The sequence below is a fragment of the Acidilutibacter cellobiosedens genome, assembly GCF_004103715.1.
Classification (GTDB): Bacteria; Bacillota; Clostridia; order Tissierellales; family Acidilutibacteraceae; genus Acidilutibacter; species Acidilutibacter cellobiosedens.
The window spans coordinates 2,698,189-2,720,935 of record NZ_CP035282.1; the positions used below are offsets into that span (position 1 = coordinate 2,698,189).

The following is a 22,747-nucleotide window of genomic DNA, read 5'->3' on the forward strand; positions in this document are numbered from 1 at the left end:
AAAACCGGAATGGTTTTAAATATCAGAATTATTTTTCTTTATTTGCAATATAGCTTGCAAGATCCACAACTCTGTATGAATATCCCCATTCATTATCATACCAAGAAACTACTTTTACCATGTCGTCAATAACCATAGTTGATAATCCGTCAACTATTGATGAACGAGGATCTCCCTTATAATCTACTGATACTAAAGGTTCATCTGAATATCCAAGGAATCTTGATATCTTGCCTTCACTTGCCTCTTTAAGTACTTTATTTACTTCTTCAGTTGTAGTCGGTTTTTCAACTTGGAACACCACATCTACTACAGAAACTGTAGGAGTAGGAACTCTCATTGCAAAACCATTTAATTTACCTTTAAGTTCCGGTATAACCAATGCAACAGCTTTTGCCGCTCCGGTAGTTGTAGGAATAATCGATTCCGCTGCTGCTCTTGCTCTTCTAAGATCTTTATGCCTCTTATCAAGAATTTGTTGGTCATTTGTGTATGAATGAACTGTAGTCATCAAACCTTTTTTAATTCCAAAATTCTCAAGAATTACCTTTGCAACAGGAGCAAGGCAGTTAGTAGTACATGAAGCATTTGATATAATGTTGTGTTTATCCTTATCATACTTTTCTTCATTGACTCCCATAACTATAGTAATATCCTCATTCTTTGCAGGAGCAGTAATCAATACCTTTTTAGCTCCGGCTTTTAGATGTTTCGATGCTCCTTCTCTGTCTCTAAATGCACCCGTAGACTCAATTACCAATTCTACTCCAAGATCTTTCCAAGGAATTTCTTCAGGATTCCTGTGATTAACAACCTTTATTTTCTTTCCATTTAAAATTAAATAATCGTCTTCAACTTCTATTGTGCCTTTAAATTTTCCATAAAGAGTATCGTATTTAAAAAGATGTGCTAAATCCGGTAAATTACCTGAAGCGTTAATTGCTACTACATCAAAATCTTTTATGCCCTCTTGAGCATAAATTCTTAATACATCTCTTCCTATTCTTCCAAATCCGCTAATACCAACCTTCATTGTCATAAAAATTCCTCCTTGTTTTTTATTAATAAACTGTTTTAAACAGTTTTAAACCAAATTTAATATTCTTCTTCCTGCACCTTCATCGGTTATTAAAACTAAGTTACTTTTTAAAGAACAAATAGAAATTATTGCTTCTGCCTTACCTTCCCCACCGCCAACTCCTATGACATTTTCAATACCATTAAAATCGGCAAGAGAAAGCCCTACTGTTGTTGCTTCTCCTACTATATTGCCTTTCATGTCGAAATAATGCCCAAAAGCCTCTGCTACAGCACCTCTGCTCAATAATTCATTTATGGTTTCCTCTTTAAGATTCCTTCTTCTTGCCATAACGTCTGCTCTTCCCATTCCGAAAACCAAAATATCAATTTTTTTAATCATATCAATAATTTCTTTAATTTCCGGATTTTTAATCATAACCTTTAAATCATCCTGTTTTATATTGTCAGGCATATGGAGAAGTTTATAACTTCCGCCCAGCTTATATGCCAATTTGGCGGCAATAATGTTGGCCTGAGTTTCCACTCTCTCTCCAAGTCCTCCTCTGGCAGGTATTACAACTATTCCTTCCTTTTTCTTTTCATCAGGCATTCCTTCAGCTACATAAGCCATAGTACTTCCACCTGTAATTCCTATAATCTGATTGTCATTTATAATGTTTCTTAAGTACATAGCAGTAGTTTTTCCCATATCTTTTAAAGCTAATTCATCCTCATCACAATTTCCAGACACTATAATCGCTTTTTTTATCTTTAATGCCTTTTCCAGTTTTCTTTCCAAATTGTCAAGGCCTTTCATTTCATAGATGACGCCCTTTAAATCATCTAAAAGCTGCTTTCCTTCCTCCGTTAAATACATACCCATTGATTCAATTTTTATTAACCCTTGTTCTTTTAAAATATTAACTTCCGTTCTTGCAACCCTTTCTCCAACTTTAAGTTCATTGGCAAGAGCTCTTCTTCCAATGGGTTGATGATAAAAAATAATTTTTAATATTTCATATCTTTTTCCCATAATTTCTAAAATTTCCGGCACTATTTTCTTTTCAGTCTCAATCAGCCTATTCATAAGAACACCTCTTATTAGTATATATAACACTAATATTATGTATATATTAACCTTTAATAATTCAAAAATGTAAAGATTAGGGCCTTAAAATGTCCCTTATATTGTAATAATTGTCCCACCGTCAATCTTATTATAAAATACCTTATATATTTTTTCAAGCTTATTTTACAGAAATAAAATATTATTAATTTGTGATAAAACCAGAGCTTTTCTATGTGTTATAAAATAAAGCCTGTAATATTTAATTACAGGCCTACTAAAATCTTCTTCTCATAGATGAAGAAGCTATATTCATTTCCTCTCTATATTTTGCAACAGTCCTTCTCGAAATACTGATACCCTTTTCCTTAAGCAAATTAGATATTTGTTGATCACTCAACGGTTTTTTATGATTTTCATTTTCTATTAAATCCTTAAGGGTTGATTTAATGCTAATCGCTGAAACATCTCCCTTTTCTCCGCTTACACCACTGGAAAAGAAATATTTTAATTCAAACACTCCCCTGGGGGTTTGCATATACTTTCCGTTAGTTGCTCTGCTTACGGTAGACTCATGAACTCCGATATCATCAGCAACTTCTTTTAAGGTAAGAGGTTTAAGAAATTTCTCTCCCTTTTCAAAAAAGTCCAACTGAAATTTCAGTATAGATTTTACAACTCTGTATATTGTCGTTCTACGCTGTTCAATACTTTTTATAACCCACAAAGCGGAATTCAATTTTGAATTTAAAAATTGTGATATCTGAGGATCGTTAGTTTTAGATACCAATTCCTTATAAAAGCTATTAATATTCAATCTGGGTCCTGTTACATCATTTAAAACTACAATATATTCACCATCCACATGCTGAAGAGTAATATCAGGAACGATATATCTAATATTATCCGAACTTCCGCCGAACCCTCTGCCGGGTTTTGGTTCCAAACTTCTGATAACATCACATATTTTTTGAACTTCCTTAATATCAATGTTTAACTCCTTTGATATTTTCATCATTCTGTTATTGGCGATATCCTCAAGATAGTTTTCAACGACAGTAAATACATTTGGGTCCTCAATCTTTCTATCTATAAGCTGAATAATTAAACACTCTTTTAAATCCCTTGCCCCTACTCCTACCGGGTCAAAGGTTTGAATTTGAAATAAAACATTTTCCGCATACTCAAAAGAAACACCCAATTCTTCAGCAATGGAATCTAATGAAACGGCAAGGTATCCGTTTTCATCTACGCTCTCAATTATAAACTGTCCTACATTTTTTTCCTTCTCGTCCATATTAGTTAAATTCAGCTGAGATAACAAATATTCCTTTAAAGATGGAGAATAACTAATAAAATTTTCATAGGTAACTTCTTTAATATTTTTATCTCTTCGCTCCGTATAACTTATGTCGTCATATTTACCAAGAAATTCTTTCCAATCAATATCCTCAGCTTCTTTCCCAAGTTCTTCAATATTCTCATGTTCAATAGAATTATTTGCTACTTCCAGCATGGGATTTGATTCCATCTGGATTTCCAAATATTCATTTAATTCTAAACTATTATATTGAAGCAGTTGAATAGCCTGTCTCAACTCAGGCGTCATTACCAATTTTTGAGCTTGTTCAAGAGTTAAATCATAACCTAATCTCATAAAGCTCTCTCCCCCATCAATCAATTAATAATCTTTATTTAAAATATTATTTCTTTAATTATATTATACCAGATAGTATCATAAAGCACAAAAATATTTATTTTCCAATAAAAATAAATATCATACAACTATTGATAACAATACTTTTCAAAATAATTATAAAATAATGTAGTAACAGGAAATAAATTATAATAATTTAAATCAAGAAAATTTTTGATCTATTTATTAATTTTTTGTAACAATTAATAGTTTAAATATAATTATGTATTTCTCACATATTCCAGCAACGGATTTATTTTGATAAAAAAGTAATTTCCTTTACTTAAAAATATCTTTATGATATAATTAATTAAAATAAATTTTACTGGGGATTGATATTATGAATGAGAGTATAAGTCTGTCTGTCGGACAAAACTTAAAGAGGATTCGAAAGGAATTGAATTTAAAACAGTATGCCATCACCGGAGGCAAAATTACCCGAAATTTAATAAGTCTTATAGAAAACGACAAAACTCCATTGTATGAAGATAACGCAAAGATAATCGCGGAAACTATGAATATCGCATTGGAAGAAAAAAAATTGGATATCATCATTGAGCCGGAAGACATCTTAAATCCAGCTCGATACGACGCCAAAAAAAGAGCTGACGAATACATAGAAGAGTTAAAAAACTTTTTAGATGAAAAAAATTTCGAAATTAAAGAGGAAAAGCTGGAAGAAATCGAAAGATTTTTAAATCATTGGAACTTAAGCGATAAAAAAGCTACCATATATGAACTGATAGGCGATTTATGTTATTACAAACATGATTTGGACAACGAATATAAGTATTTGACAAGGGCTTTGGATTATTCCTTTATATATCCTCAAAAAAAAGATGTTTATAAAATAGTATTAAAGTTAGTAGCCAACTATATTAATACCGGAAAATATGAAGAAGCTATCAGATTAGGAAACTTCGGCCTTGGGAGCCAAAAAGAGATGACAGACCGTTCAAAGGGGTTATTCTATTACAATATAGGACTTGCTTACAGCCATTTAAAGAGGCCTGATAATTGTTTAGAACAAGTAAATATGGCAAAAAAATATATTAAGAATGTAAATGATAATGTAGCAATAAGAATAATGATATTGGAAGGCAATTCCTTTACAAAAAAGAAAGAATACGATAAAGCTTTAGAAGCATATGCTCATGCTTTAGAAATGTTAAGAGATCATCAAAATGACTATGAGGGGTTGTATTTAGTATATATAAATTCAATAGAGGTATTTATAAATCAAAAAAATCATTCTAAAGTTACCGAATATTTAGATCTTATCATGAATGTTTTCCCTCATTTAACAAAAATGCCACACTATATAACAAATGCTTACTTAGATGTCTCTGATGCATATTCTTTTTTAAAAAAATATGATTCTTGTGAGAAGTATTTAAAAATTGCATTAAAATCAGCTAAAAACAAAAATGAAAAAGAACTACAGTCAAGAATTTTGTTGAAGATGTTCGACTTTTATACTGAAAGAGATGAAGATGAAAAAGTTGATTATGTCATGAGGGAATTAACAGAATATATATCAAATATTCCTAAAGACGACAAAACCGCGTTATCAGCGAAGTTAATTTTATATTATCTTAAAGATAAAGATGAAGAAAAGGCTAAGAAATTAGCTCAAAAAATAATAAATAAGGGAGGAAATGTATAATGAAAGATCATAAAAGGTCATTCATAAAATTACTGGTATTATTTATGATATTAATGAGTATATGGATCATGAGCCCATTTAGCACAGGTCCAGACCCCATTAGAGCTGAAGGAACCTTCTCTGACACAGGTCCAGATCCTATCAGAGCTGAAGTGAACCTCTTCACCGTAGGTCCAGATCCTATCAGAGCTGAAGTGAACTTCTTCACCGTGGGTCCAGATCCTATCAGAGCTGAAGTGAACTTCTTCACCGTAGGCCCAGACCCTATCAGAGCTGAAGTGAACTTCTTCACCGTAGGCCCAGACCCTATCAGAGCTGAAGGTATTATGAGCAATTATACCATAAATATTTAGGCCTCTCTATCCCATTTAAAATTTTTATAATTAATTTACAGACTTTATTCTACAAAAGAGTTTCTAATTTAAAATTAGAAACTCTCTTTATATCCAATAGGAATGTTCTATTTACTTTAATATACCGATGTTTTGATAAAGGTTTTTTTACATAGATACATTTTCCTATTACATATAAAATTTTATATAATTTTTTATATATTTTAAGTAAATCTCTTTACTTGTATATCTAATTATGATATAATAAAATAAAAACTGATAAAGGGACTGATATCATGGTTAAAGATGAGAATATTACTGTTGGTCAAAATTTAAAAAGAATCAGAAAAGAATTGGAATTAAAGCAATATTCAATAACTGGCGGAAAGATTACAAGAAATCTAATAAGCCTCATAGAAAATGATAAAACCCCATTATATGAAGATAATGCAAAGATAATTGCAGAAAATATGAATAGCAATGCAATGGAAAAAAATATGAATATATATATCGAGCCGGAGGATATATTAGATCCAAAGCGATATGATGCTAAAAAAGATGCAGATGTATATATCGAAGGATTGAGGAAACGTTTGGAGGAAAACCATCTTGAAATCAGACCTGAAGAACTGCAAAAAGTAGAACTGTTCTTAAATAATTGGAATCTAAGCGATAAGAAGATAATAATATATGAACTCTGGGCAGATATGTATTATAAGGCTCGCGATTTTGAAAATGAGCATATGTATTTGACAAAGGCTTGGGAATACTCCTTCATGTACCCGAAGAGAAAAGGAAACTACAGAATAATATCAAATCTAATATCCAATTGTATCAACAGCGGAAAATATGAAGAAGCAATCAGACTCGGAAATCTCGGGCTTTTAAGCCAAAAAAATTTGACGGACAATGATAAAAAGGTATTCCATTACAATAATGCCCTTGCCTACAGCTATTTAAATAAATTTGATGACGGATTAAGAGAATTAGCAATTGCAAAAAAATATAATTTGAATGCAAACGACAAATTGGAACGAAAGATATTGGTTTCGGAAGGATTTTGTTATGTAAAAAAAGGAGAATATGGCAAGGCTTTAAATGCTTATAATCTTGCATTGAGAATGTTAAACACTAACAAAAATTATGATGAATTATGCTTAATCTACACAAATATGATGGAGGTTTTCGTAAAAAGTAAAGACAGCAAAAAAATTTCCGAATATTTAAATCTTGTTATTAATTTATTGCATGATTTAGAAGATAACTCTTCTTATATAATAAAAATTTATTTAGAAATAGCTAATGCATATCTTTTCTTAAAAAAATACAATTCCTCGGAAGAATATTTATTAAAGGCTCTTAAAGTAACACGAATTAACGATGAGAAAGATTTGCATTCAAAGATTCTATTAAAATTATTTAATTTATATATTGAGAAAAATGAGATCAAAAAAATTGATGATCTTATGGAAGAATTTGTTCAGGAAGTTTCAAACATTCAAAAAGACGACAGGTTTGTTTTATTACTAAACTTGATTTTATATAACAAGGAAGAAAAAAATAAGGATTTTGTTCAAAAAATACTTAATAAAGGAGGAAAATAAAAATGAAAAAATGCAGGAAATTATTTGCAGTATTATTCTTATCACTTATACTATCAATAGGCTTAAACATAGTAAGTCCTTCAACAATACTTCCAGATCCGGAAAGAATAAACAGTATAATTATAGTAAATCCCTTAGGAATACTCCCGGATCCGGAAAGAATTTAAATTTCAAAACTCATTGTGCTTAACCCCCATTTAAATTTTTTTACTATTTAACTAAATCTAAAGATCAAAGTACCTGTCCCCCTTTTTGAGGACAGGTACTTTGATTTTCACCCACTATTTCATCGAATTGCAGATGGACTCTGCCAATTTATCGAATTCCCCTTCCTGCTCTTTTTTCATAGATGATTTAATTTCAAGGGGCGTACCGACAATTTCCATGTTCTTCATTCCTTCAAGGAGTTCCTCCATTATTTTTACAGCTCTGTTAGCCCATGTACCATTGCCGATTAACGAAACTTTTCTCTTTTGAAAATTCAATCTCGCCATTTCACGGATAAGAAATTCCATTCCATAATATAATCCCATATTATAAGTGGGAGAACCAAAAACAATGTTGCTGTATTTCCATGCATCCGCAATAATGTAGGAAGGATGAGTTTTGGAAACATCATATATTCTCATATCTTTAACTCCCCTTTCCGACAATTTATTGGCAATAATACTTACGGCATTTTCCGTGTGCCCGTACATAGATGCATAAACTAATATAACTCCCTGTTTTTCCGGTTCGTAGTTACTCCATTTATTGTATTTATCTAAAATATAATTTAGATTTTTCCTCCATATGGGTCCGTGAAGAGAGCAAATCATGTTTATATCGGTATCGGAAAGTTTTTTTAATATATTCTGTACTTGAGGCCCATATTTTCCTACAATATTTGTATAATATCGCCTTGCTTCCGAAAGATAAACAGGCTTAAAATCAATCTCATCACTAAATATGTTGCCGTTTAAAGCTCCAAATGTACCAAAGGCATCGGCGGAAAATAAAATTTTCTTCTTTGTTTCATAGGTAAACATAACTTCAGGCCAATGAACCATAGGCGCAAAATAAAACTTCAAAGTATGTTCTCCCAAACATATTTCGTCCTGTTCCTTTACTTCATAATAATCATTTTTTTTATCAAAATTAAAGAGCTGTTCTATAAATTGAAAAGTTTTTGAATTACCGACAATCTTTACCTTTGGATATCGGAATACAATATCTTGAATATTGGCACAATGATCCGGCTCCATATGATTAATAACCAGATAATCCAATGTCCTTCCATTTAACACATGTTCAACATTTTCCAAATACAAACTGCTGATAGAAGAATCTGCAGTATCTAAAAGAGCTGTTTTTTTATCCAAAATTAAATAGGAATTATAAGAAATACCGTTAGGCAATGGAAACATATTCTCAAAACGCTCCAATCTCCTATCGCTGCCTCCTACCCAAAAAATTTGAGGACTAACTTCCTGAACACAATACATAATACTCCTGACCTCCCACATAAAATTATTTCTATTATTATTTGAATTTCCTTTTCATATATTCTTCAATATTTATTTTAACATATTAATAACGGATTTCATAAACAGCACCAAATCCTTGGGAGTTCTGGAAGTAATTAAATTTCCGTCTACTACAACTTCCTTATCCACGAATATTGCTCCCGCATTTGTCAAGTCATCCTTTATGGATATAAATGAGGTAACCTTTTTTCCCTTTAATTTACAGCAGGAAGCCAGCATCCACGGACCATGACATATAGCTCCTATGAGTTTTCCTTCTCTGTCCATTTCCTTTACAAATTCTACAGTTTCCTTACATCTCCTCATGTAATCCGGAGAATATCCACCAGGAATTATTACGCCGTCATAATCTTTGCTGCTTACTTCTCTCGAAGCATGAGTACTTTTCACGGGATATCCGTTTTTCCCTTTATAAACTTTATCTTTTTCCGTTCCTACCACATCAACTTGATATCCCTCCTCCAAAAGACGATAATAAGGATACATAAGCTCCATATCTTCAAATTGTTGTTCTGCGAGAACAGCTATTCTTTTCATATTATAAAACCTCCTTAATCTCATTGATTTCACTTATCTCTTTAATATCAATCTTACCCTAACTTTTATGCTTGAAACATTAAGCTCCTAATCTTAAGATTAAGAGCTTTTTATCAGCCTTGATTCTTCTCATAAGGAACACCGTCTGCAGCAGGCCCTGAAGATTTCCCTACAAAACCCATCAGGACTATTATTGTTAATACATATGGTATCATTGCAAGAAGTTGAGACGATATTTGAAGTTTTGTTCCTCCTAAGTACACAACCAATCCTTGCGCCATTCCAAACAAAAGACAAGCCCACATTGAACCTTGAGGTTTCCACTTTCCGAAGATCATAGCTGCCAATGCTATAAATCCCTGTCCCGAAATAAGTGTAGCTCTAAAATTTGAAACCACCGCTATACTCATTGCAGCTCCTCCAAATCCCGCAAATATTCCGGATAAAATAACCGAGATATATCTTATTTTAAAAACATCAACTCCCAAAGTATCTGCCGCTCTCGGATGTTCTCCGACAGCTCTTATTCTCAGCCCCAGCCTTGTTTTATATAAAATAAACCAAAGAACAAATACCAGGATAAAGGCCATGTATACCGTTGCATACTGATTGAACACCAAGTCCATAAAGCTTCCCGGAGAAAATATTCCATTTAAAGGCCTGGGCATCTTATCTTCCAATTTTATGGTTAGAGTCATTGTCGCCCCGTTAAAAAATATTCTGCTTAAGAAAAGAGCAAGTCCGGGACCTAAAAAATTAATGGCAGTTCCCGATATAATCTGATCGGCGCCAAAAGTGACACTTGCTATGGCATGAAGAAGAGCAAGAACTCCCGCCGATAATCCTGCCGCAATAAATGCTAACCATGGACTATGGGAATAATAGCATACTGTTGCTCCTATGAATGCTCCCATGGTCATCATACCTTCAAGGCCTATATTAACTACTCCCGAATTTTCAGATATTACTCCTCCTAAAGCCGTATACATAAGAGGTGCGGCATACATTAAAGTGATCCCGATTATAAGTCCCAAATCATTTATCAGATTCAACTTTTTCACCTCTCTTCACAATCTTAAAATTTCCTTTTCTATCAACTATCATCTGAACAAATTTAGGCATAGCTATAAAAAATACTATAGTACCTATCATTATATTTATTACTTCGGAAGGTGCTCCCATTATAGGCTGCAGCTTATGGCCTCCATAAGTTAATCCTCCGAATAAGAGCCCTGCAAATATGCAACCTATGGGATTATTCCCTGCAATAAGAGAAACCGCCATACCGTTAAATCCATTGCCTTCCATTGCGGCGAGAACAGATATTTCATTGGAAACTCCAAGTACATGAAGAGCTCCTGCCGCTCCTGAAATTGCCCCTGATATCATCATAGCCACTACTATATTTCTTTTAACATTTATTCCTCCATATTCTGATGCATCCTTGTTGAATCCGACTGCTCTCAGTTGATATCCCAATGTGGTGTTATTTAATATATAATTTATAAGAAAAGCCAATAATATGGCAACTATAAATCCTATGTTTATAGGAGGATCAATAAATCCACCGATCAACGGGTGATTTGATATCCAAGTTCTTCCGGCCTCTGTAAGTTTCCAATTAGTGAGTATACTGCTTTGAGCACTTTCAAGAATTTTATATGATGCCTCGCTGTTAGGCCTTTTAAATTTATCCCAAAATATAACATAATTATTTAAATAAAGAGCTATCCAATTCAGCATTATAGATGTAATTACTTCATTAATCCCAAATTTTGATTTTATGGCTCCTGCAATTCCTCCCCAAATTGCCGCTGCAATACAAGCTGCAGAAAATGCAACTATTACATGTACAATAGGAGGGAGGTGCCAAAAATAACCTACTAATGTGGCTGCCATTGCTCCGATTATAAACTGTCCTTCCGCACCTATATTGAATAATCCCGTTCTAAAGGCAAATGCTACAGAAATACCCGTAATGATAACAGATGTAGATCTTATTATTGTCCAGGAAATATATTTTGAACTGCCAAAGACTCCGGTGATCATTATCCAATATGCTTCAAAGGGATTAAATCCGCTTACTCCAAGTATAATTGCTCCTACTATCAAACCAATTAAAATTGAAATAGCAGTATATTTAAATCTGTTTTTTTTCATCTTCTGAACCTCCTGCCATAAGGTATCCCAATTTTTTCTCATCAACTGTTTTGGCATCTAAAACATCAACTATTTTCCCATTAAATATTACTGCGATTCTATCGGAAAGATCTACTATCTCATCTAATTCAAAGGAAATAAGAAGAACTGCTTTACCATTATCCCTTTGTTCTACCAAGTACTTATGAACAAATTCTATAGCTCCTACATCAAGCCCTCTTGTAGGCTGAGCCGCTATAAGTACTTCCGGATCATTGGATATTTCTCTTCCGATTATTACTTTCTGCTGGTTTCCTCCTGAAAGGGAGCCCGCCTTTGAAGTTTCATCTATAGGCCGTATATCAAATTTTCCTATAATTTCTTTCGCATATTTTTTTACTTCTTCTCGATTAATTCTTCCTTTATAAGAAAACGGCTCTTTATCATACTTTTCAAGAATCATATTTTCCGATATATCAAAGTCTAATATTAAACCTCTTCTCTGCCTGTCCTCAGGAATGGCACACATTCCTCTTTCTATTATTTTTTTAGGTATGTAATTAGTTATATTTTCGTTTTTTAAATAAACTTTCCCTTTCTCAATTTTTCTTAATCCCATCAACCCTTCAATTAACTCGGCTTGTCCATTTCCGTCTACTCCCGCAATACCCAATATCTCTCCTTTATGAAGGGTAAGAGAAAGGTCATTTACCACACTTAAATTTCTATTGTCCTTGATTACAATGTTATTTATCTTAAGTATTTCTTCGCCTTTTTCTTTCTCTTTTTTATCAACTTTAAAACTTACTTCTCTCCCAACCATCATTTCCGCTAATTCCTCTTCAGACACATCTTCAACTTTTACCGTGCCAACCTTTTTCCCTCTCCTGATAATAGTACAATAATCCGCTGCTTGTTTTATTTCTTTTAATTTATGAGTAATAATAATTATTGTTTTGCCCTGTTCGGTTAATTTCTTCATTATCTGAATAAGTTCATCTATTTCCTGAGGAGTCAATACTGCTGTAGGCTCATCAAGTATTAAAATATCCGCACCTCTATAAAGAGCCTTTAATATCTCAACCCTTTGCTGCATACCCACAGTTATATCTTCAATTTTTATTTCGGGCTCAACAAAAAGTCCGTATTTTTTAGACAGCTCTTCCACTTCTTTTTTAGCCTTATTCATATCCAAATACCCTGAATCCTTAGAACCCATTTTTTTGGTCGTTTCCATGCCTAATATTATATTTTCCACTACAGTGAAGGTATTTATCAGCATAAAATGTTGATGAACCATGCCTATTCCGTTTTTTATCGATACATTTGGATTTGTGACATTTACTTTTTTTCCATTTATAAATATTTCTCCTGATGTAGGCTGGTATAATCCATAAAGAATATTCATAAGCGTAGTCTTGCCTGCTCCGTTTTCTCCCAAAAGCGCATGAATTTCCCCTTTATGAACTGTTAAATCTATACCGTCGTTTGCAACAAAATTGCCGAATTTTTTAGTTATCTTTTTCATTTCCAGGACTTTGGTTGAAAAATCAATCCTATTCAATAAGGTTGACCTCCTATCTTTAATATCAAACAGCCCAGGCATTTGCCTGAGCCGCCTATCAATTTTTATTGTAAGGTTTTTATAAACTCCTTGTAAGTATCTTCATTATACGGAACTACAATTTTCCCATCTATTATATCTTTTTTCAATTGCTCAACTTCGTCAAGTATTTCCTTTGGAACGTGTTTATCCGAAGTCGGAGCAATATCTACGGCTCCTTCTTTCAACCCATAAACTACGGTAGTCCCTCCTGGGAACTTACCTTCCTTTAAATCTTTAACTACATTATATACTCCGACATCAACTCTCTTCATAGCAGATGTAATAACATTATCCGGAGCCTTGAAATTCTGGTCCTTGTCAACACCTATTGCATACTGGTCCTGTTCTTTGGCCGCTTCTATAACACCGTCTCCAACTCCTCCTGCCGCATGAAACACTATATCCGCTCCCTGCTGATACATTGATGTCGCTATGGCCTTCCCTTTTGCCGCATCAGTATAGGATTCCGCATATTGTCTCAAAACTTCCGCATCCTTATTTGCATATTTAACTCCTGCCTGATAACCGTAATCAAAAGCCCATATTACATCTCCTTCCATACCGCCTACAAAACCGACTTTGTTCGTCTTTGTCATTTTTCCTGCTATGTACCCTACTAAGAATGACGGCTGTTCTTGTTTAAATACTATCCCAACTACATTATCGGGAGTACCGCCTGGAGTATCATCATAAGAAAAATCTACAATAGCATATTTTATCTCTGAATTCTTCTCAGCAGCCTCTTTAATAGCATCCGACAACTTATAACCGATACCGATTATCAGATTGTTTCCTGCATCTGTAGCTGCCTCAATATTAGGTTGAAAATCCGCATCTTGATGAGATTCCTGATAAGATACTTTCACACCCAATTCTTTTCCTGCTTTCTGTAAACCTTCCCACGCCGATTGGTTAAAAGATTCATCATTTACTCCGCCTACATCAGTAACCATGCTTACCTTTAAATCTGAATTTCCACCATCTTTAGAACATCCTACAATACCTAAGACAAGTACCGAGATAATTAAAATCGATACAATTTTCCTCATCTTAACTCCCCCTCTAAATATATTAACTCATATTTCTATTCTACATATCTTTTATAATTCCTGCTCTCTATCCATATATTTTAGCAAAAATGTTTTCAGAAGTTTCGGAAAAACAATTAACATTGAATATTTGATTCTCTTGATATATATCCTTCCTTTGACAAAATATTCACAGCCTTCGGCAGTTTCTCCTCATTAACCATTAATATAGGTCCCGTACATCCCATTCCGCTTTCTGCATAAACTCCGTTTTTCCACAAAACTTTTACTGCATTTTCCAACTCCATAATATCTATCCCCGCAATAGACCCTGTAACTACTTCTTTCAATGGAGCTTGAACTTCTTCATACTCATTTTTGTCTTCTTTTTTTGTATCCTTTGTCACATCTTTTAAAATTTCTTTCAATCCTGCATTGTTAGCTCTTGAAAATTCTTCTTCTTGTTTCTTTCGAATTTCTCCGTCTATTATATTTTTTCCGTACAATATGGCATTTTTAACTACTGGAGCTCCTGATGCTCTTGATATTATAAGTATCTTCCTGTCATACCCTTCTCCTATACTCGGCCCATATCCGTAACCCAAAGATTCATAGCTGCCTCCCGTTGTAAATGACGAAAATAATTTTGAAAGAATATTTCCCGTCAAAGTATCGGTAACAATTACATCAGCCGAACCTGTAAGAAGATCATTTCCTCTCATGATACATCCTCCGTCGGCTCTCATGGATTCGGCAAAATTAATTTTATATCCGTTGGAATTCAGCCTTTCTAATGCCCTCTCAACTTGATTTGCCCCATCTACATTTAATATGCCTACTTTGGGATCTTCAATTCCCATGGATTTAGCCGCTATTATACCCAATATTCCATTTTTAATCATAGCTTCAACCCTATGAGATGATGAGGTTCCTGTGGTTGTGGCTATAAATATTTCTTTTCCCGTTCCCGGGCTTACAGTTCTTCCTACAGTCGATACCCCAACCGGAAAACTATAATGCATGGTAACTGCACAATCTATTTTTCCGCTGTCAAGAAGTTCTTCCATTTTTTTATATCCTTCTTCTTCATCTTTTACTGCTTCTTGAATTAAAGAACTGTCCACTTTTGGTCCTATCAATATTACTTCCACGGTTTTATCTGATTTCTGTGCCATCTCCGCACCTTTGACTACATTTTCAACTCCATGTTCACTGCCAAAAGTTGTTATTCCTACTCTTACCTTTTTGCCTGTACTTCTGCCTTCCAAAATATCTGCCATGTCGTTAAAAATCTCACCTATCATTTTATTTACATTGTCTGACATTTTATCACCTCTAATCATCTATTAAATGAGATGCAAAATCTCTCATAGCTTCTGCTATAAGTTTTTTAATATTTTCCTGGGAAACTTCCTTGTCTTCCTTTTCAATTCCATGATTTTTCTCTATAACTATAGATACTCCGTCGAATAAATTAGTCATTCTTCCAAGGAAAAGACTTCCCTTACCTACTATCATGACTCTGTTAATGTCCCCCGCAAGGATGCCTTCTCTTGCAAGTCCCACATATGGCACGCCCGAAGGAATATGACCTTGAGTTGGTGCCCATCCTTCCATTCCGTGTTTCTCAATGAAAGAATTTATTTCCGTCCTTTGAATATCATTTCTCTTAACTCCCAATGCCGCTATCATCTTATAATTAGCTTTCGGCACATCTCCTGCTCCCGCAGGTTTCGTTATATCCGGATTTTGCATTTCTACCGAATATTTATCTATATCCGTAATCTTCAGATTTCCTCTATCCAGAGGTGCGGTTACCAAGGAAGTAATTACTGCCTGAGGCGAAGAACCTGTTCCTACGGTATGTCTCCCGACTAAATCCGTTCTCAGTACGGGATTTACTCCGTCATTTTCTCCTATGAGAATTGCAAAACCTCCCAACACATCCTCCAATATGGGTAATCCCTTTTTCACATGATCTTTCCCGTTCATCCCCAGTTTAGCGGTTGAACCTCCGCCAACCACAACCACGTTCTTATATATCTTTGATTGGACTAAAGCAGCAGCCTCTATTATGGAATGGGTAGGACCTGCACAAAAGCCTCTCGTATCTGAGCCCGTAGCATTTATAAATTCTGCTACTTCGGCTATGGATTTGGCAAAATTTCCTCCTCCTCTTTGATTCATATCACCGCAAGCCTCTTCCGAACATTCAATTATATACTCAACGTCTTCAGGATTGATATTATTCTTGTCAATCAGATTTAATGCTGCTATCGCTCCTGAAGCTTTAACCGCAATGTTTTCAAACATTACATGAGCACTTAGATTGATGTCAATATCATGAGCTCTCTTTATACAGCCTACAAGTTCATTATTGAAGAAAAGTCCTTCTGCCCCTTGCTCGTTTATTAATCTCTCTATTTCAGTTTTTTCTTCTCCTTTTTTAATTTTTGAAACCAACTCTTCTTTTATAAAATGATGCTTCAAAAGTTTTTCTTTGGCACTGTTGCTGAAATTATCGGTGAGCTTTACAAGATCAAAGGTATCAACTATCTTCATAAAGCCTATAAATTCATCTTCCGGCATTATTTCTCCAAATTTTCCTATCTTATTTGCTTCTTTCACTTTTTTATCATACCACGGTTCTCCATAATTTTTTAAGTCCTCCGGAGTGATATTTCCAATATATGTTTGGTTAGGAGGATAACTAACAACGTCTTCAAAGCTGCGAAGATGATTTGGCAGCTCTTTCAGATAATCTGAATTTGGATTTATAATCCTTTCTGTTGTCTGCGTTGTACCATTGTGTATAACCATATCTGGAGTATGAATCAAGACATACCCGGCTCCTTTAACTACAGGATAATTCATATTATTACACCTCCAAAAATTATATTACGAAAATTATTAAAAAGGCTTTTATCGAAACATCAATAAACTAATGAAGCCTTTGTTGAAACCCACTTAAGGTCAAATATATATTAATGAAAATTGGATTTTCCTATGGGTTATAAGAATTATAGTTTTTAAATGGGTGATAATTCTACCACCCATTTAAAAACAAATATATTATTCTTCAAAAACAGTCTGTTCTTCTACTTCTGTTGATAAAGCCTTCAAAGCTCTTTCTACAAGCTTTCTTCTCAATTCTTTCTCCTCTTTTTTGTCCAGACTCGGATTCCCAAGAGGATGAGGAATTGCAACTGTAGGTACTATTCTGTTAGCTCCTACAGTTAAAGATATAGGAACTATAGTACACATATGAACAACAGGAATTCCTGCTCTTTCAATTTCCTTCACCATTGTTGCACCGCAACGTGTACAGGTGCCTCAAGTGGAGGTTAATATAACTGCATCTACTTTATCTGCCACCAAATCTTTTGCAATATTCGCCGCATATTTTTTTGCATTGGCTACTGCTGTTCCATTTCCGACAGTAGCATAATAATATCTATGCAAGCTTCCTATTTTACCTTCTCTTTCCAAATCCCTCATTATATCCACAGGCAGAACCCTGTCAGGATCGTCATTGGCATATACAGGATCATACCCGCCATGAGCTGTCTGATATGTTTCAGAGGTTAGATCATTTACTCCCTCGATATCATACTTCCCATATTTAGATGCACTGGAAGATTCAATATGATCGGGATTTCCCTTTGGAACTATTCCTCCCGATGTAACCAATGCAATTTTAGCGTGAGCAATATCCTTTATAGGAGGATTCGGCTTAACTCTGTCAAATTTCGGCATAGGAAATTCTGTTGTGAATTCCTCTCCCTTTAATTTTTTAATCATCATATCTACTGCTCTTGCAGAACCTCGTTCTTCTGCAAAATAGTTTTTCCTGATTCCCCGCGGTATATATTCTTCTTCTTCCGGCATTCCTATTTCTTCTCCCTTGGCAAGCTTAAGTGCCAAAGGAACCATTTTCTTTACTGCGTCTCTCATTCCTGCAGCGCTATTTTTAGTTGATACTATATATATACTTTTCTTAAACATATCTGCTCCGGGATTTTCTACATACATTCCGGTTAAAACAGGTATTCCAAGTTCTTTATATACAGCATCTGCTATTGTGCCGCAGGCAACTCCGTATCTTCCTGCATTGAAAGCCGGTCCTGCTATAAACATATCCGGATTATAGCTTTTTACCATCTTAATTATTTCAGCCTTTGCTTCTTCAATGTTTTCGTTGAAATAACTGTCGCCGCATATAATTGTGGCCACTATCTCAACTTCTCCCTTAAAGCCAGCATTCAAAGCCATACCGGGACCTACAAACCCTTTTCTTATTTCCGGTTTATAATCAGCTTTTTCTTCTCCTCCTATACCTGCAAAAAACTGATTTATATAGTGAACAACTTTAATCTTTCCCATTATTCTCACCCTCTCCTTTGTCCACGGGGGCACTAATCTTTAAATATTGTATATTCATCTCTTATAGTTTTAACTTCTTTCCTTATTTCATCTACGTCTAAAACCATTTCCATCATTCCTATTTGCTCGTCATAAACTTCGGGATTAACTTCCTTTTTAAATTCCGGTTCTACTGCATGATAAACTCTGAGTCCCAACTGGACTCCTGCCAATGGACCTGCATAAGTAGGATCACCAGCTGTAACGGTTTCGGCAGCTAATCCGGCAGCTTCTGCTTCTGCACCGCCGATTATAACTACTGTATTTTCCGGACCGTATTTTTCAGCTAATTCTTTAACCCTCTTCTGATTCTCAAGATCCATTGCTCCTGCTGCAGTTCAGACAAAGCATTCTGTTGATGAGAATACAACTTCGCATCCTGTTCCCTTTAGACATTCTTCTATTGCGGGACCCGGTATACCGTCTCTGTCTCCGATGATTATAACCTTTTTCCCTTCCAACATTGACATGTTCTCACTTCCTTTCTTCTACATATTATTAATATCCTTTTACCGACATTTTATTAAAGCCCATTTCATTAGTAGCACCAGTAATAGCTTGAAGTTCTACTACTACGGAACCGTCTTTATTTAAATTACCTACAAATCCTCCGGCTATGGCTTCAACCTGTCTTATATCCCCTATGACTTTTTCCATTGGAGGTAGTGTAATAAGTTCATTTGCATTGCCTCCCGTTACTACAGCATTGGCCGATACGTCTGCATCTGCCAATGACTGGCTTGCTCCGTCTCTTCCGGCATATTCATCGGTAATTATTACTGTTTTAATTCCCTTATTTTCTATCTTCTTGCAATTCATAATAAGATCAGTATCGGGATTTCCAAATCCTTCTTGGGAAACAATTGCTCCGTCTGCTCCCAAATACTCAGCTAATTTTGCTGTCCAATTAGAAGATCTCTCTTTATCTGCCAAATAAACATTTTCATTGGTTATTATTACTCCTACAAAGTTAAGTTCCTTTCCATGTTTTTTAAACAAATCCTCAATTACAGGATTGTTTAAATGATGGTAGGTAGTATTTTTATCGCAGGCAGAAACACAATTCCCGCTGATTATAGCCCCATCCATCAATTCTGTAGGATACACTATCGTAGGAACCATACGCTTTGCATCTACACCATAAACATAAGTATCATGAAGCAATCCTTGACTTTGAAGCATTAAAACATAAACTACTTTAGGTAAATCAGGATATGCTTTTATGCCCTCCAATAGAGGTAATGTCTCAAAACTTTCTACCTTATCGGGAACTAATTGGGAAGCTGATTTCCCTACATAAGTTGCGGCTTTCAAACCTGCAATTCTCAGGGCATGTTCATATTCATGTTGTTTCAGCCCTTCTTTAGGTTGAAATGCCAATACTATATTATTAAGCTTTGAAAAAGGAGTATATTCTGCTCCTACGCCGGTCATGTCAATAATGCCTTCCTGAAATCCTACTATCTTTCCTGTTGTAACTATAGCGCAGCCTTTTAACACATTTGTTCTGCCACTTCCGACGGTTTCCACCTTTGAAATTACTCCCGGAAAAATTCCTCCTGCACCTTCTACTTTAACTCTCGGTTCAATGACATCTTTTACCGGTGTAATTCTTATGCTTTCTCCCGGTCTTGCAAGTTCAACTTTTACATCTTCTATATGCTCGTCTTCTTTTATTAAAGATATCAGTTCTTCCTTATTAACATATAATACTCCATTTTCCACTTTAGTTTCCTTGCCAAACTGAACATCTTTAATAAATATATAACCCAGATCAAGCTTCATATATTTCTTCACCTCCTTAGTTGTTTAAATATATATTTTAATTCCATGAAGGAATTAAAAACAATTTGAATTAAATATATTTTTTGATCATCTCTTCTACAGATTTTACGGTAGCATCATCTTTTATCTTTTCATCAATTTTTTCTCCGTCTTTATATATAGCTATTACAGGTAATCCCAAAACCTTTTGCCCTATAGCGACTCTTCTTGCTTTCGTTATATCCAATTCACAAAATTTAATCTTATCACCATATGTTTTTTCCATTTCTTCAACATGAGGTTTTAATGCCTTACATGGTTCACAACCTTGAGACCAAAAATCTACCAATGCATAACCCTTTGACTTTAATACTTCTTCTTCAAAATTAGTTTTGTCAAGACTTAACATTATTTATTCCTCCTCTTTATTATATTTAAACATCAAATGTATCCGCAATATATTTTTCAGCTTCAACAGCTGCTATTGCCCCATCGGATGTTGCGGTAACTACTTGCCTCAATGACTTCACCCTGCAGTCTCCCGCCGCAAATACTCCGGGAATATTCGTTTTCATATTTTCATCGGTTTTTATATAACCTCTTTCCATGTCCAATATTCCTTCAAAGAGCTGAGTTACAGGATTGTATCCAATAAACACAAATATGCCGAAAGTACCATCGTCTTCATCTGCAAATATTTCTTTTTCCTCTCCCGTTATTGTATTTTTTACAATCATAGACTGTACTACTCCATCGCCTTTTATTTCTTTAACAGCTGCATTCCACAAAAACTGAATCTTGGGATTCTTAAAAGCCTTTTCCTGAATTGATTTAGCCGCCCTTAATTTATCTCTTCTGTGAATTATTGTTACTTTTCTTGCAAACTTAGTAAGATACATAGCTTCTTCTACAGCCGCATCTCCTCCTCCTACTACAAATACCTCCAGATCCGTAAAAAAGTCGGCATCGCAAGTAGCACAATATGATACCCCTTTCCCCGTGAATTCTTTTTCTCCAGGGCATCCAATCGGTTTGGATTTTGCACCTGTTGCTATTATTACTGCCTTTGCTTTATAATTCCTTTTTTCTCCCTTAAGTACCTTTATCTTTCCATCAATTTGAACTTCCGTTATCGTATCAAGAGTTCTTTCAGCTCCAAATGCATCTGCTTGTTGAACCATTCTGGCGGTTAAAGACGGTCCGCTTGCATTTTCTATAGAACCCGGATAATTAGCAACTTCTTCTGTCATCACAATTTGTCCTCCGGATTTCTCTTTTTCCACTATAAGTACATTTAGCTTGGCTCTTGCACCGTATAGTCCGGCAGATAATCCGGCAGGCCCTGCCCCGATAATTATTAAATCATAAACTTCTTTCATCCTTACATCCCTCCCAACATATACTATATGTCATTATAATAATTAAATCTATCAATGTTAAAAAAAATTAATTTTTAAAATAAATTATCCTTTATTGCAGAGTTCATAAGGGATAAATCTATTATCTGAAAATCCTTAAGGACACTTTCATTCCATTTACAAGGCCTTTTTCCCTTCAAAAACTTTTCAGCAGTCATAATACTGTTTTCAATAATTGAGAGGGAATCCAAGTCAAGTGCATCTCCATAGCACATAATAATAGATTTATATGGAGTTTCATTTGGCTTTACGCTTCCTGACAGAGGATGAGTCCCAAGTTTATATCCTAAATGAATCTTATCCCTTGCATATTTTAATATACCCAATAAATCAACACTGAAATATTGTACTTCAAACTCTTTATAATATCTATCTCTCACCATTGGGTTGTTTGTCAATATAAAAAATTTTTTCATATAAATTCTCCTTACTAACCAATTCCGGGGAAATCCAATTGTCTTAAAGCTTCATAAAGAATAATATTTACCGAATTAGATAAGTTTAAAGATCTTTTAATCTCCAATCTCATGGGAATTCTAATAGTCCTGTCCCAGTTTTTAGACAACAACTCCATAGGAAGTCCCCTTGTCTCCTTGCCAAATACTAAGAAACAATTATCAAAATACTTCATATCCGTATATCTTTGCTTTCCCTTAGTAGTTGCATAGAAAAACATCTCTCTATCATATTTATCTAAAAGTTCTTCAATGCTATCATGATAATTTATATTTACAAGATTCCAATAATCAAGACCAGCTCTTTTTAAATGTTTATCATCAGTGGAAAACCCAAGAGGTCTTACCAAATGAAGAATTGATTTTGTAAGAGCACAAGTTCTTGCAATATTTCCTGTATTTTGAGGAATTTCCGGTTCCACAAGCACTATGTGTACAGACATACTATCTCTTCTTTCCAAAATTGTA

The 22,747-nt window shown here is 34.4% G+C and carries 22 protein-coding genes; 4 read left to right on the plus strand and 18 right to left on the minus strand.

Annotation, left to right across the window (positions count from 1 at the left end; all coding sequences use genetic code 11):
- Positions 1 to 28: 28 nt before the first annotated feature.
- The 3 genes from gap to rpoN form a co-directional block, all read right to left on the minus strand.
- Complete coding sequence (gene gap / locus EQM13_RS12985; protein ID WP_128752927.1) at positions 29 to 1,039, minus strand: type I glyceraldehyde-3-phosphate dehydrogenase; 1,011 nt, start codon at positions 1,037 to 1,039, stop codon at positions 29 to 31.
- Between the two features lie 45 nt (positions 1,040 to 1,084).
- Positions 1,085 to 2,107 (minus strand): sugar-binding transcriptional regulator, encoded by a 1,023-nt coding sequence (locus EQM13_RS12990; RefSeq protein WP_128752928.1) that lies wholly within the window; start codon positions 2,105 to 2,107, stop codon positions 1,085 to 1,087.
- A gap of 256 nt (positions 2,108 to 2,363) precedes the next feature.
- Positions 2,364 to 3,743 (minus strand): RNA polymerase factor sigma-54, encoded by a 1,380-nt coding sequence (gene rpoN, locus EQM13_RS12995; protein ID WP_128752929.1) that lies wholly within the window; start codon positions 3,741 to 3,743, stop codon positions 2,364 to 2,366.
- Positions 3,744 to 4,122: 379 nt separating this feature from the next.
- Between rpoN and EQM13_RS13000 the strand changes: the two genes are divergently transcribed.
- The 4 genes from EQM13_RS13000 (at position 4,123) to EQM13_RS18285 (ending at position 7,551) form a co-directional block, all read left to right on the plus strand.
- Complete coding sequence (locus tag EQM13_RS13000; protein ID WP_128752930.1) at positions 4,123 to 5,448, plus strand: helix-turn-helix domain-containing protein; 1,326 nt, start codon at positions 4,123 to 4,125, stop codon at positions 5,446 to 5,448.
- Complete coding sequence (locus EQM13_RS13005; protein ID WP_128752931.1) at positions 5,448 to 5,801, plus strand: hypothetical protein; 354 nt, start codon at positions 5,448 to 5,450, stop codon at positions 5,799 to 5,801. The genes EQM13_RS13000 and EQM13_RS13005 overlap by 1 nt, the downstream gene beginning before the upstream one ends.
- A gap of 275 nt (positions 5,802 to 6,076) precedes the next feature.
- On the plus strand, positions 6,077 to 7,384 hold the full coding sequence (locus tag EQM13_RS13010) for a tetratricopeptide repeat protein (protein WP_128752932.1): 1,308 nt from the start codon (positions 6,077 to 6,079) through the stop codon (positions 7,382 to 7,384).
- Between the two features lie 2 nt (positions 7,385 to 7,386).
- Positions 7,387 to 7,551, plus strand: a complete 165-nt coding sequence (locus EQM13_RS18285; protein ID WP_161567252.1) for a hypothetical protein — start codon at positions 7,387 to 7,389, stop codon at positions 7,549 to 7,551.
- A 114-nt stretch (positions 7,552 to 7,665) separates the two neighbouring features.
- Here EQM13_RS18285 and EQM13_RS13015 read toward each other — a convergent pair whose 3' ends face one another.
- From EQM13_RS13015 to trmL, 15 genes are all read right to left on the minus strand, one after another.
- Positions 7,666 to 8,868 (minus strand): FprA family A-type flavoprotein, encoded by a 1,203-nt coding sequence (locus EQM13_RS13015; protein WP_071140006.1) that lies wholly within the window; start codon positions 8,866 to 8,868, stop codon positions 7,666 to 7,668.
- A 72-nt stretch (positions 8,869 to 8,940) separates the two neighbouring features.
- On the minus strand, positions 8,941 to 9,447 hold the full coding sequence (locus EQM13_RS13020) for a type 1 glutamine amidotransferase domain-containing protein (protein WP_128752933.1): 507 nt from the start codon (positions 9,445 to 9,447) through the stop codon (positions 8,941 to 8,943).
- A gap of 113 nt (positions 9,448 to 9,560) precedes the next feature.
- The gene (locus EQM13_RS13025; protein ID WP_373419510.1) at positions 9,561 to 10,490 is read right to left on the minus strand and encodes an ABC transporter permease; all 930 of its coding nucleotides are present in this window, start codon (positions 10,488 to 10,490) and stop codon (positions 9,561 to 9,563) included.
- Complete coding sequence (locus EQM13_RS13030) at positions 10,483 to 11,607, minus strand: ABC transporter permease (protein ID WP_071140004.1); 1,125 nt, start codon at positions 11,605 to 11,607, stop codon at positions 10,483 to 10,485. The genes EQM13_RS13025 and EQM13_RS13030 overlap by 8 nt, the downstream gene beginning before the upstream one ends.
- Positions 11,588 to 13,114 (minus strand): ABC transporter ATP-binding protein, encoded by a 1,527-nt coding sequence (locus EQM13_RS13035; protein WP_071140033.1) that lies wholly within the window; start codon positions 13,112 to 13,114, stop codon positions 11,588 to 11,590. Before EQM13_RS13035 ends, EQM13_RS13030 begins: the two co-directional genes overlap by 20 nt.
- Positions 13,115 to 13,215: 101 nt before the next feature.
- Positions 13,216 to 14,241 carry a BMP family lipoprotein gene (locus EQM13_RS13040; RefSeq protein WP_071140003.1) on the minus strand — a complete coding sequence of 342 codons (1,026 nt, stop codon included), beginning with the start codon at positions 14,239 to 14,241 and terminating at the stop codon, positions 13,216 to 13,218.
- 116 nt (positions 14,242 to 14,357) lie between these two features.
- Positions 14,358 to 15,545: a glycine/sarcosine/betaine reductase complex component C subunit alpha gene (grdD, locus tag EQM13_RS13045; RefSeq protein ID WP_128752934.1), complete on the minus strand. Its 1,188-nt coding sequence runs from the start codon at positions 15,543 to 15,545 to the stop codon at positions 14,358 to 14,360.
- 10 nt (positions 15,546 to 15,555) lie between these two features.
- Positions 15,556 to 17,094, minus strand: coding sequence for a glycine/sarcosine/betaine reductase complex component C subunit beta (grdC, locus tag EQM13_RS13050; RefSeq protein WP_071140001.1), 1,539 nt, complete (start codon positions 17,092 to 17,094; stop codon positions 15,556 to 15,558).
- 198 nt (positions 17,095 to 17,292) lie between these two features.
- Entirely contained in the window at positions 17,293 to 18,603 is a 1,311-nt protein-coding gene (gene grdB / locus EQM13_RS13055; RefSeq protein WP_083381869.1) for a glycine reductase complex selenoprotein B, read from the minus strand.
- Positions 18,604 to 18,635: 32 nt separating this feature from the next.
- Complete coding sequence (grdA, locus tag EQM13_RS13060) at positions 18,636 to 19,112, minus strand: glycine/sarcosine/betaine reductase complex selenoprotein A (RefSeq protein ID WP_083381868.1); 477 nt, start codon at positions 19,110 to 19,112, stop codon at positions 18,636 to 18,638.
- Between the two features lie 28 nt (positions 19,113 to 19,140).
- The gene (locus EQM13_RS13065) at positions 19,141 to 20,427 is read right to left on the minus strand and encodes a glycine/sarcosine/betaine reductase component B subunit (protein ID WP_071139996.1); all 1,287 of its coding nucleotides are present in this window, start codon (positions 20,425 to 20,427) and stop codon (positions 19,141 to 19,143) included.
- Between the two features lie 70 nt (positions 20,428 to 20,497).
- Positions 20,498 to 20,815, minus strand: coding sequence for a thioredoxin TrxA (trxA, locus tag EQM13_RS13070; RefSeq protein ID WP_071139995.1), 318 nt, complete (start codon positions 20,813 to 20,815; stop codon positions 20,498 to 20,500).
- A 25-nt stretch (positions 20,816 to 20,840) separates the two neighbouring features.
- On the minus strand, positions 20,841 to 21,785 hold the full coding sequence (gene trxB, locus EQM13_RS13075; protein WP_071139994.1) for a thioredoxin-disulfide reductase: 945 nt from the start codon (positions 21,783 to 21,785) through the stop codon (positions 20,841 to 20,843).
- A gap of 74 nt (positions 21,786 to 21,859) precedes the next feature.
- Positions 21,860 to 22,240: a GrdX family protein gene (locus EQM13_RS13080; protein ID WP_071139993.1), complete on the minus strand. Its 381-nt coding sequence runs from the start codon at positions 22,238 to 22,240 to the stop codon at positions 21,860 to 21,862.
- A 14-nt stretch (positions 22,241 to 22,254) separates the two neighbouring features.
- Positions 22,255 to 22,722: a tRNA (uridine(34)/cytosine(34)/5-carboxymethylaminomethyluridine(34)-2'-O)-methyltransferase TrmL gene (gene trmL, locus EQM13_RS13085; RefSeq protein ID WP_071139992.1), complete on the minus strand. Its 468-nt coding sequence runs from the start codon at positions 22,720 to 22,722 to the stop codon at positions 22,255 to 22,257.
- Positions 22,723 to 22,747 lie beyond the last annotated feature (25 nt).

Bases quoted from the DNA above. Each gene is read 5' to 3' on its own strand.
- gap (WP_128752927.1), bottom strand. From the start codon at position 1,039: ATGACAATGAAGGTTGGTATTAGCGGATTTGGAAGAATAGGAAGAGAT.
- EQM13_RS12990 (WP_128752928.1), bottom strand. From the start codon at position 2,107: ATGAATAGGCTGATTGAGACTGAAAAGAAAATAGTGCCGGAAATTTTA.
- rpoN (WP_128752929.1), bottom strand. From the start codon at position 3,743: ATGAGATTAGGTTATGATTTAACTCTTGAACAAGCTCAAAAATTGGTA.
- EQM13_RS13000 (WP_128752930.1), top strand. From the start codon at position 4,123: ATGAATGAGAGTATAAGTCTGTCTGTCGGACAAAACTTAAAGAGGATT.
- EQM13_RS13005 (WP_128752931.1), top strand. From the start codon at position 5,448: ATGAAAGATCATAAAAGGTCATTCATAAAATTACTGGTATTATTTATG.
- EQM13_RS13010 (WP_128752932.1), top strand. From the start codon at position 6,077: ATGGTTAAAGATGAGAATATTACTGTTGGTCAAAATTTAAAAAGAATC.
- EQM13_RS18285 (WP_161567252.1), top strand. From the start codon at position 7,387: ATGAAAAAATGCAGGAAATTATTTGCAGTATTATTCTTATCACTTATA.
- EQM13_RS13015 (WP_071140006.1), bottom strand. From the start codon at position 8,868: ATGTATTGTGTTCAGGAAGTTAGTCCTCAAATTTTTTGGGTAGGAGGC.
- EQM13_RS13020 (WP_128752933.1), bottom strand. From the start codon at position 9,447: ATGAAAAGAATAGCTGTTCTCGCAGAACAACAATTTGAAGATATGGAG.
- EQM13_RS13030 (WP_071140004.1), bottom strand. From the start codon at position 11,607: ATGAAAAAAAACAGATTTAAATATACTGCTATTTCAATTTTAATTGGT.
- EQM13_RS13035 (WP_071140033.1), bottom strand. From the start codon at position 13,114: ATGAAAAAGATAACTAAAAAATTCGGCAATTTTGTTGCAAACGACGGT.
- EQM13_RS13040 (WP_071140003.1), bottom strand. From the start codon at position 14,241: ATGAGGAAAATTGTATCGATTTTAATTATCTCGGTACTTGTCTTAGGT.
- grdD (WP_128752934.1), bottom strand. From the start codon at position 15,545: ATGTCAGACAATGTAAATAAAATGATAGGTGAGATTTTTAACGACATG.
- grdC (WP_071140001.1), bottom strand. From the start codon at position 17,094: ATGAATTATCCTGTAGTTAAAGGAGCCGGGTATGTCTTGATTCATACT.
- EQM13_RS13065 (WP_071139996.1), bottom strand. From the start codon at position 20,427: ATGAAGCTTGATCTGGGTTATATATTTATTAAAGATGTTCAGTTTGGC.
- trxA (WP_071139995.1), bottom strand. From the start codon at position 20,815: ATGTTAAGTCTTGACAAAACTAATTTTGAAGAAGAAGTATTAAAGTCA.
- trxB (WP_071139994.1), bottom strand. From the start codon at position 21,785: ATGAAAGAAGTTTATGATTTAATAATTATCGGGGCAGGGCCTGCCGGA.
- EQM13_RS13080 (WP_071139993.1), bottom strand. From the start codon at position 22,240: ATGAAAAAATTTTTTATATTGACAAACAACCCAATGGTGAGAGATAGA.
- trmL (WP_071139992.1), bottom strand. From the start codon at position 22,722: ATGTCTGTACACATAGTGCTTGTGGAACCGGAAATTCCTCAAAATACA.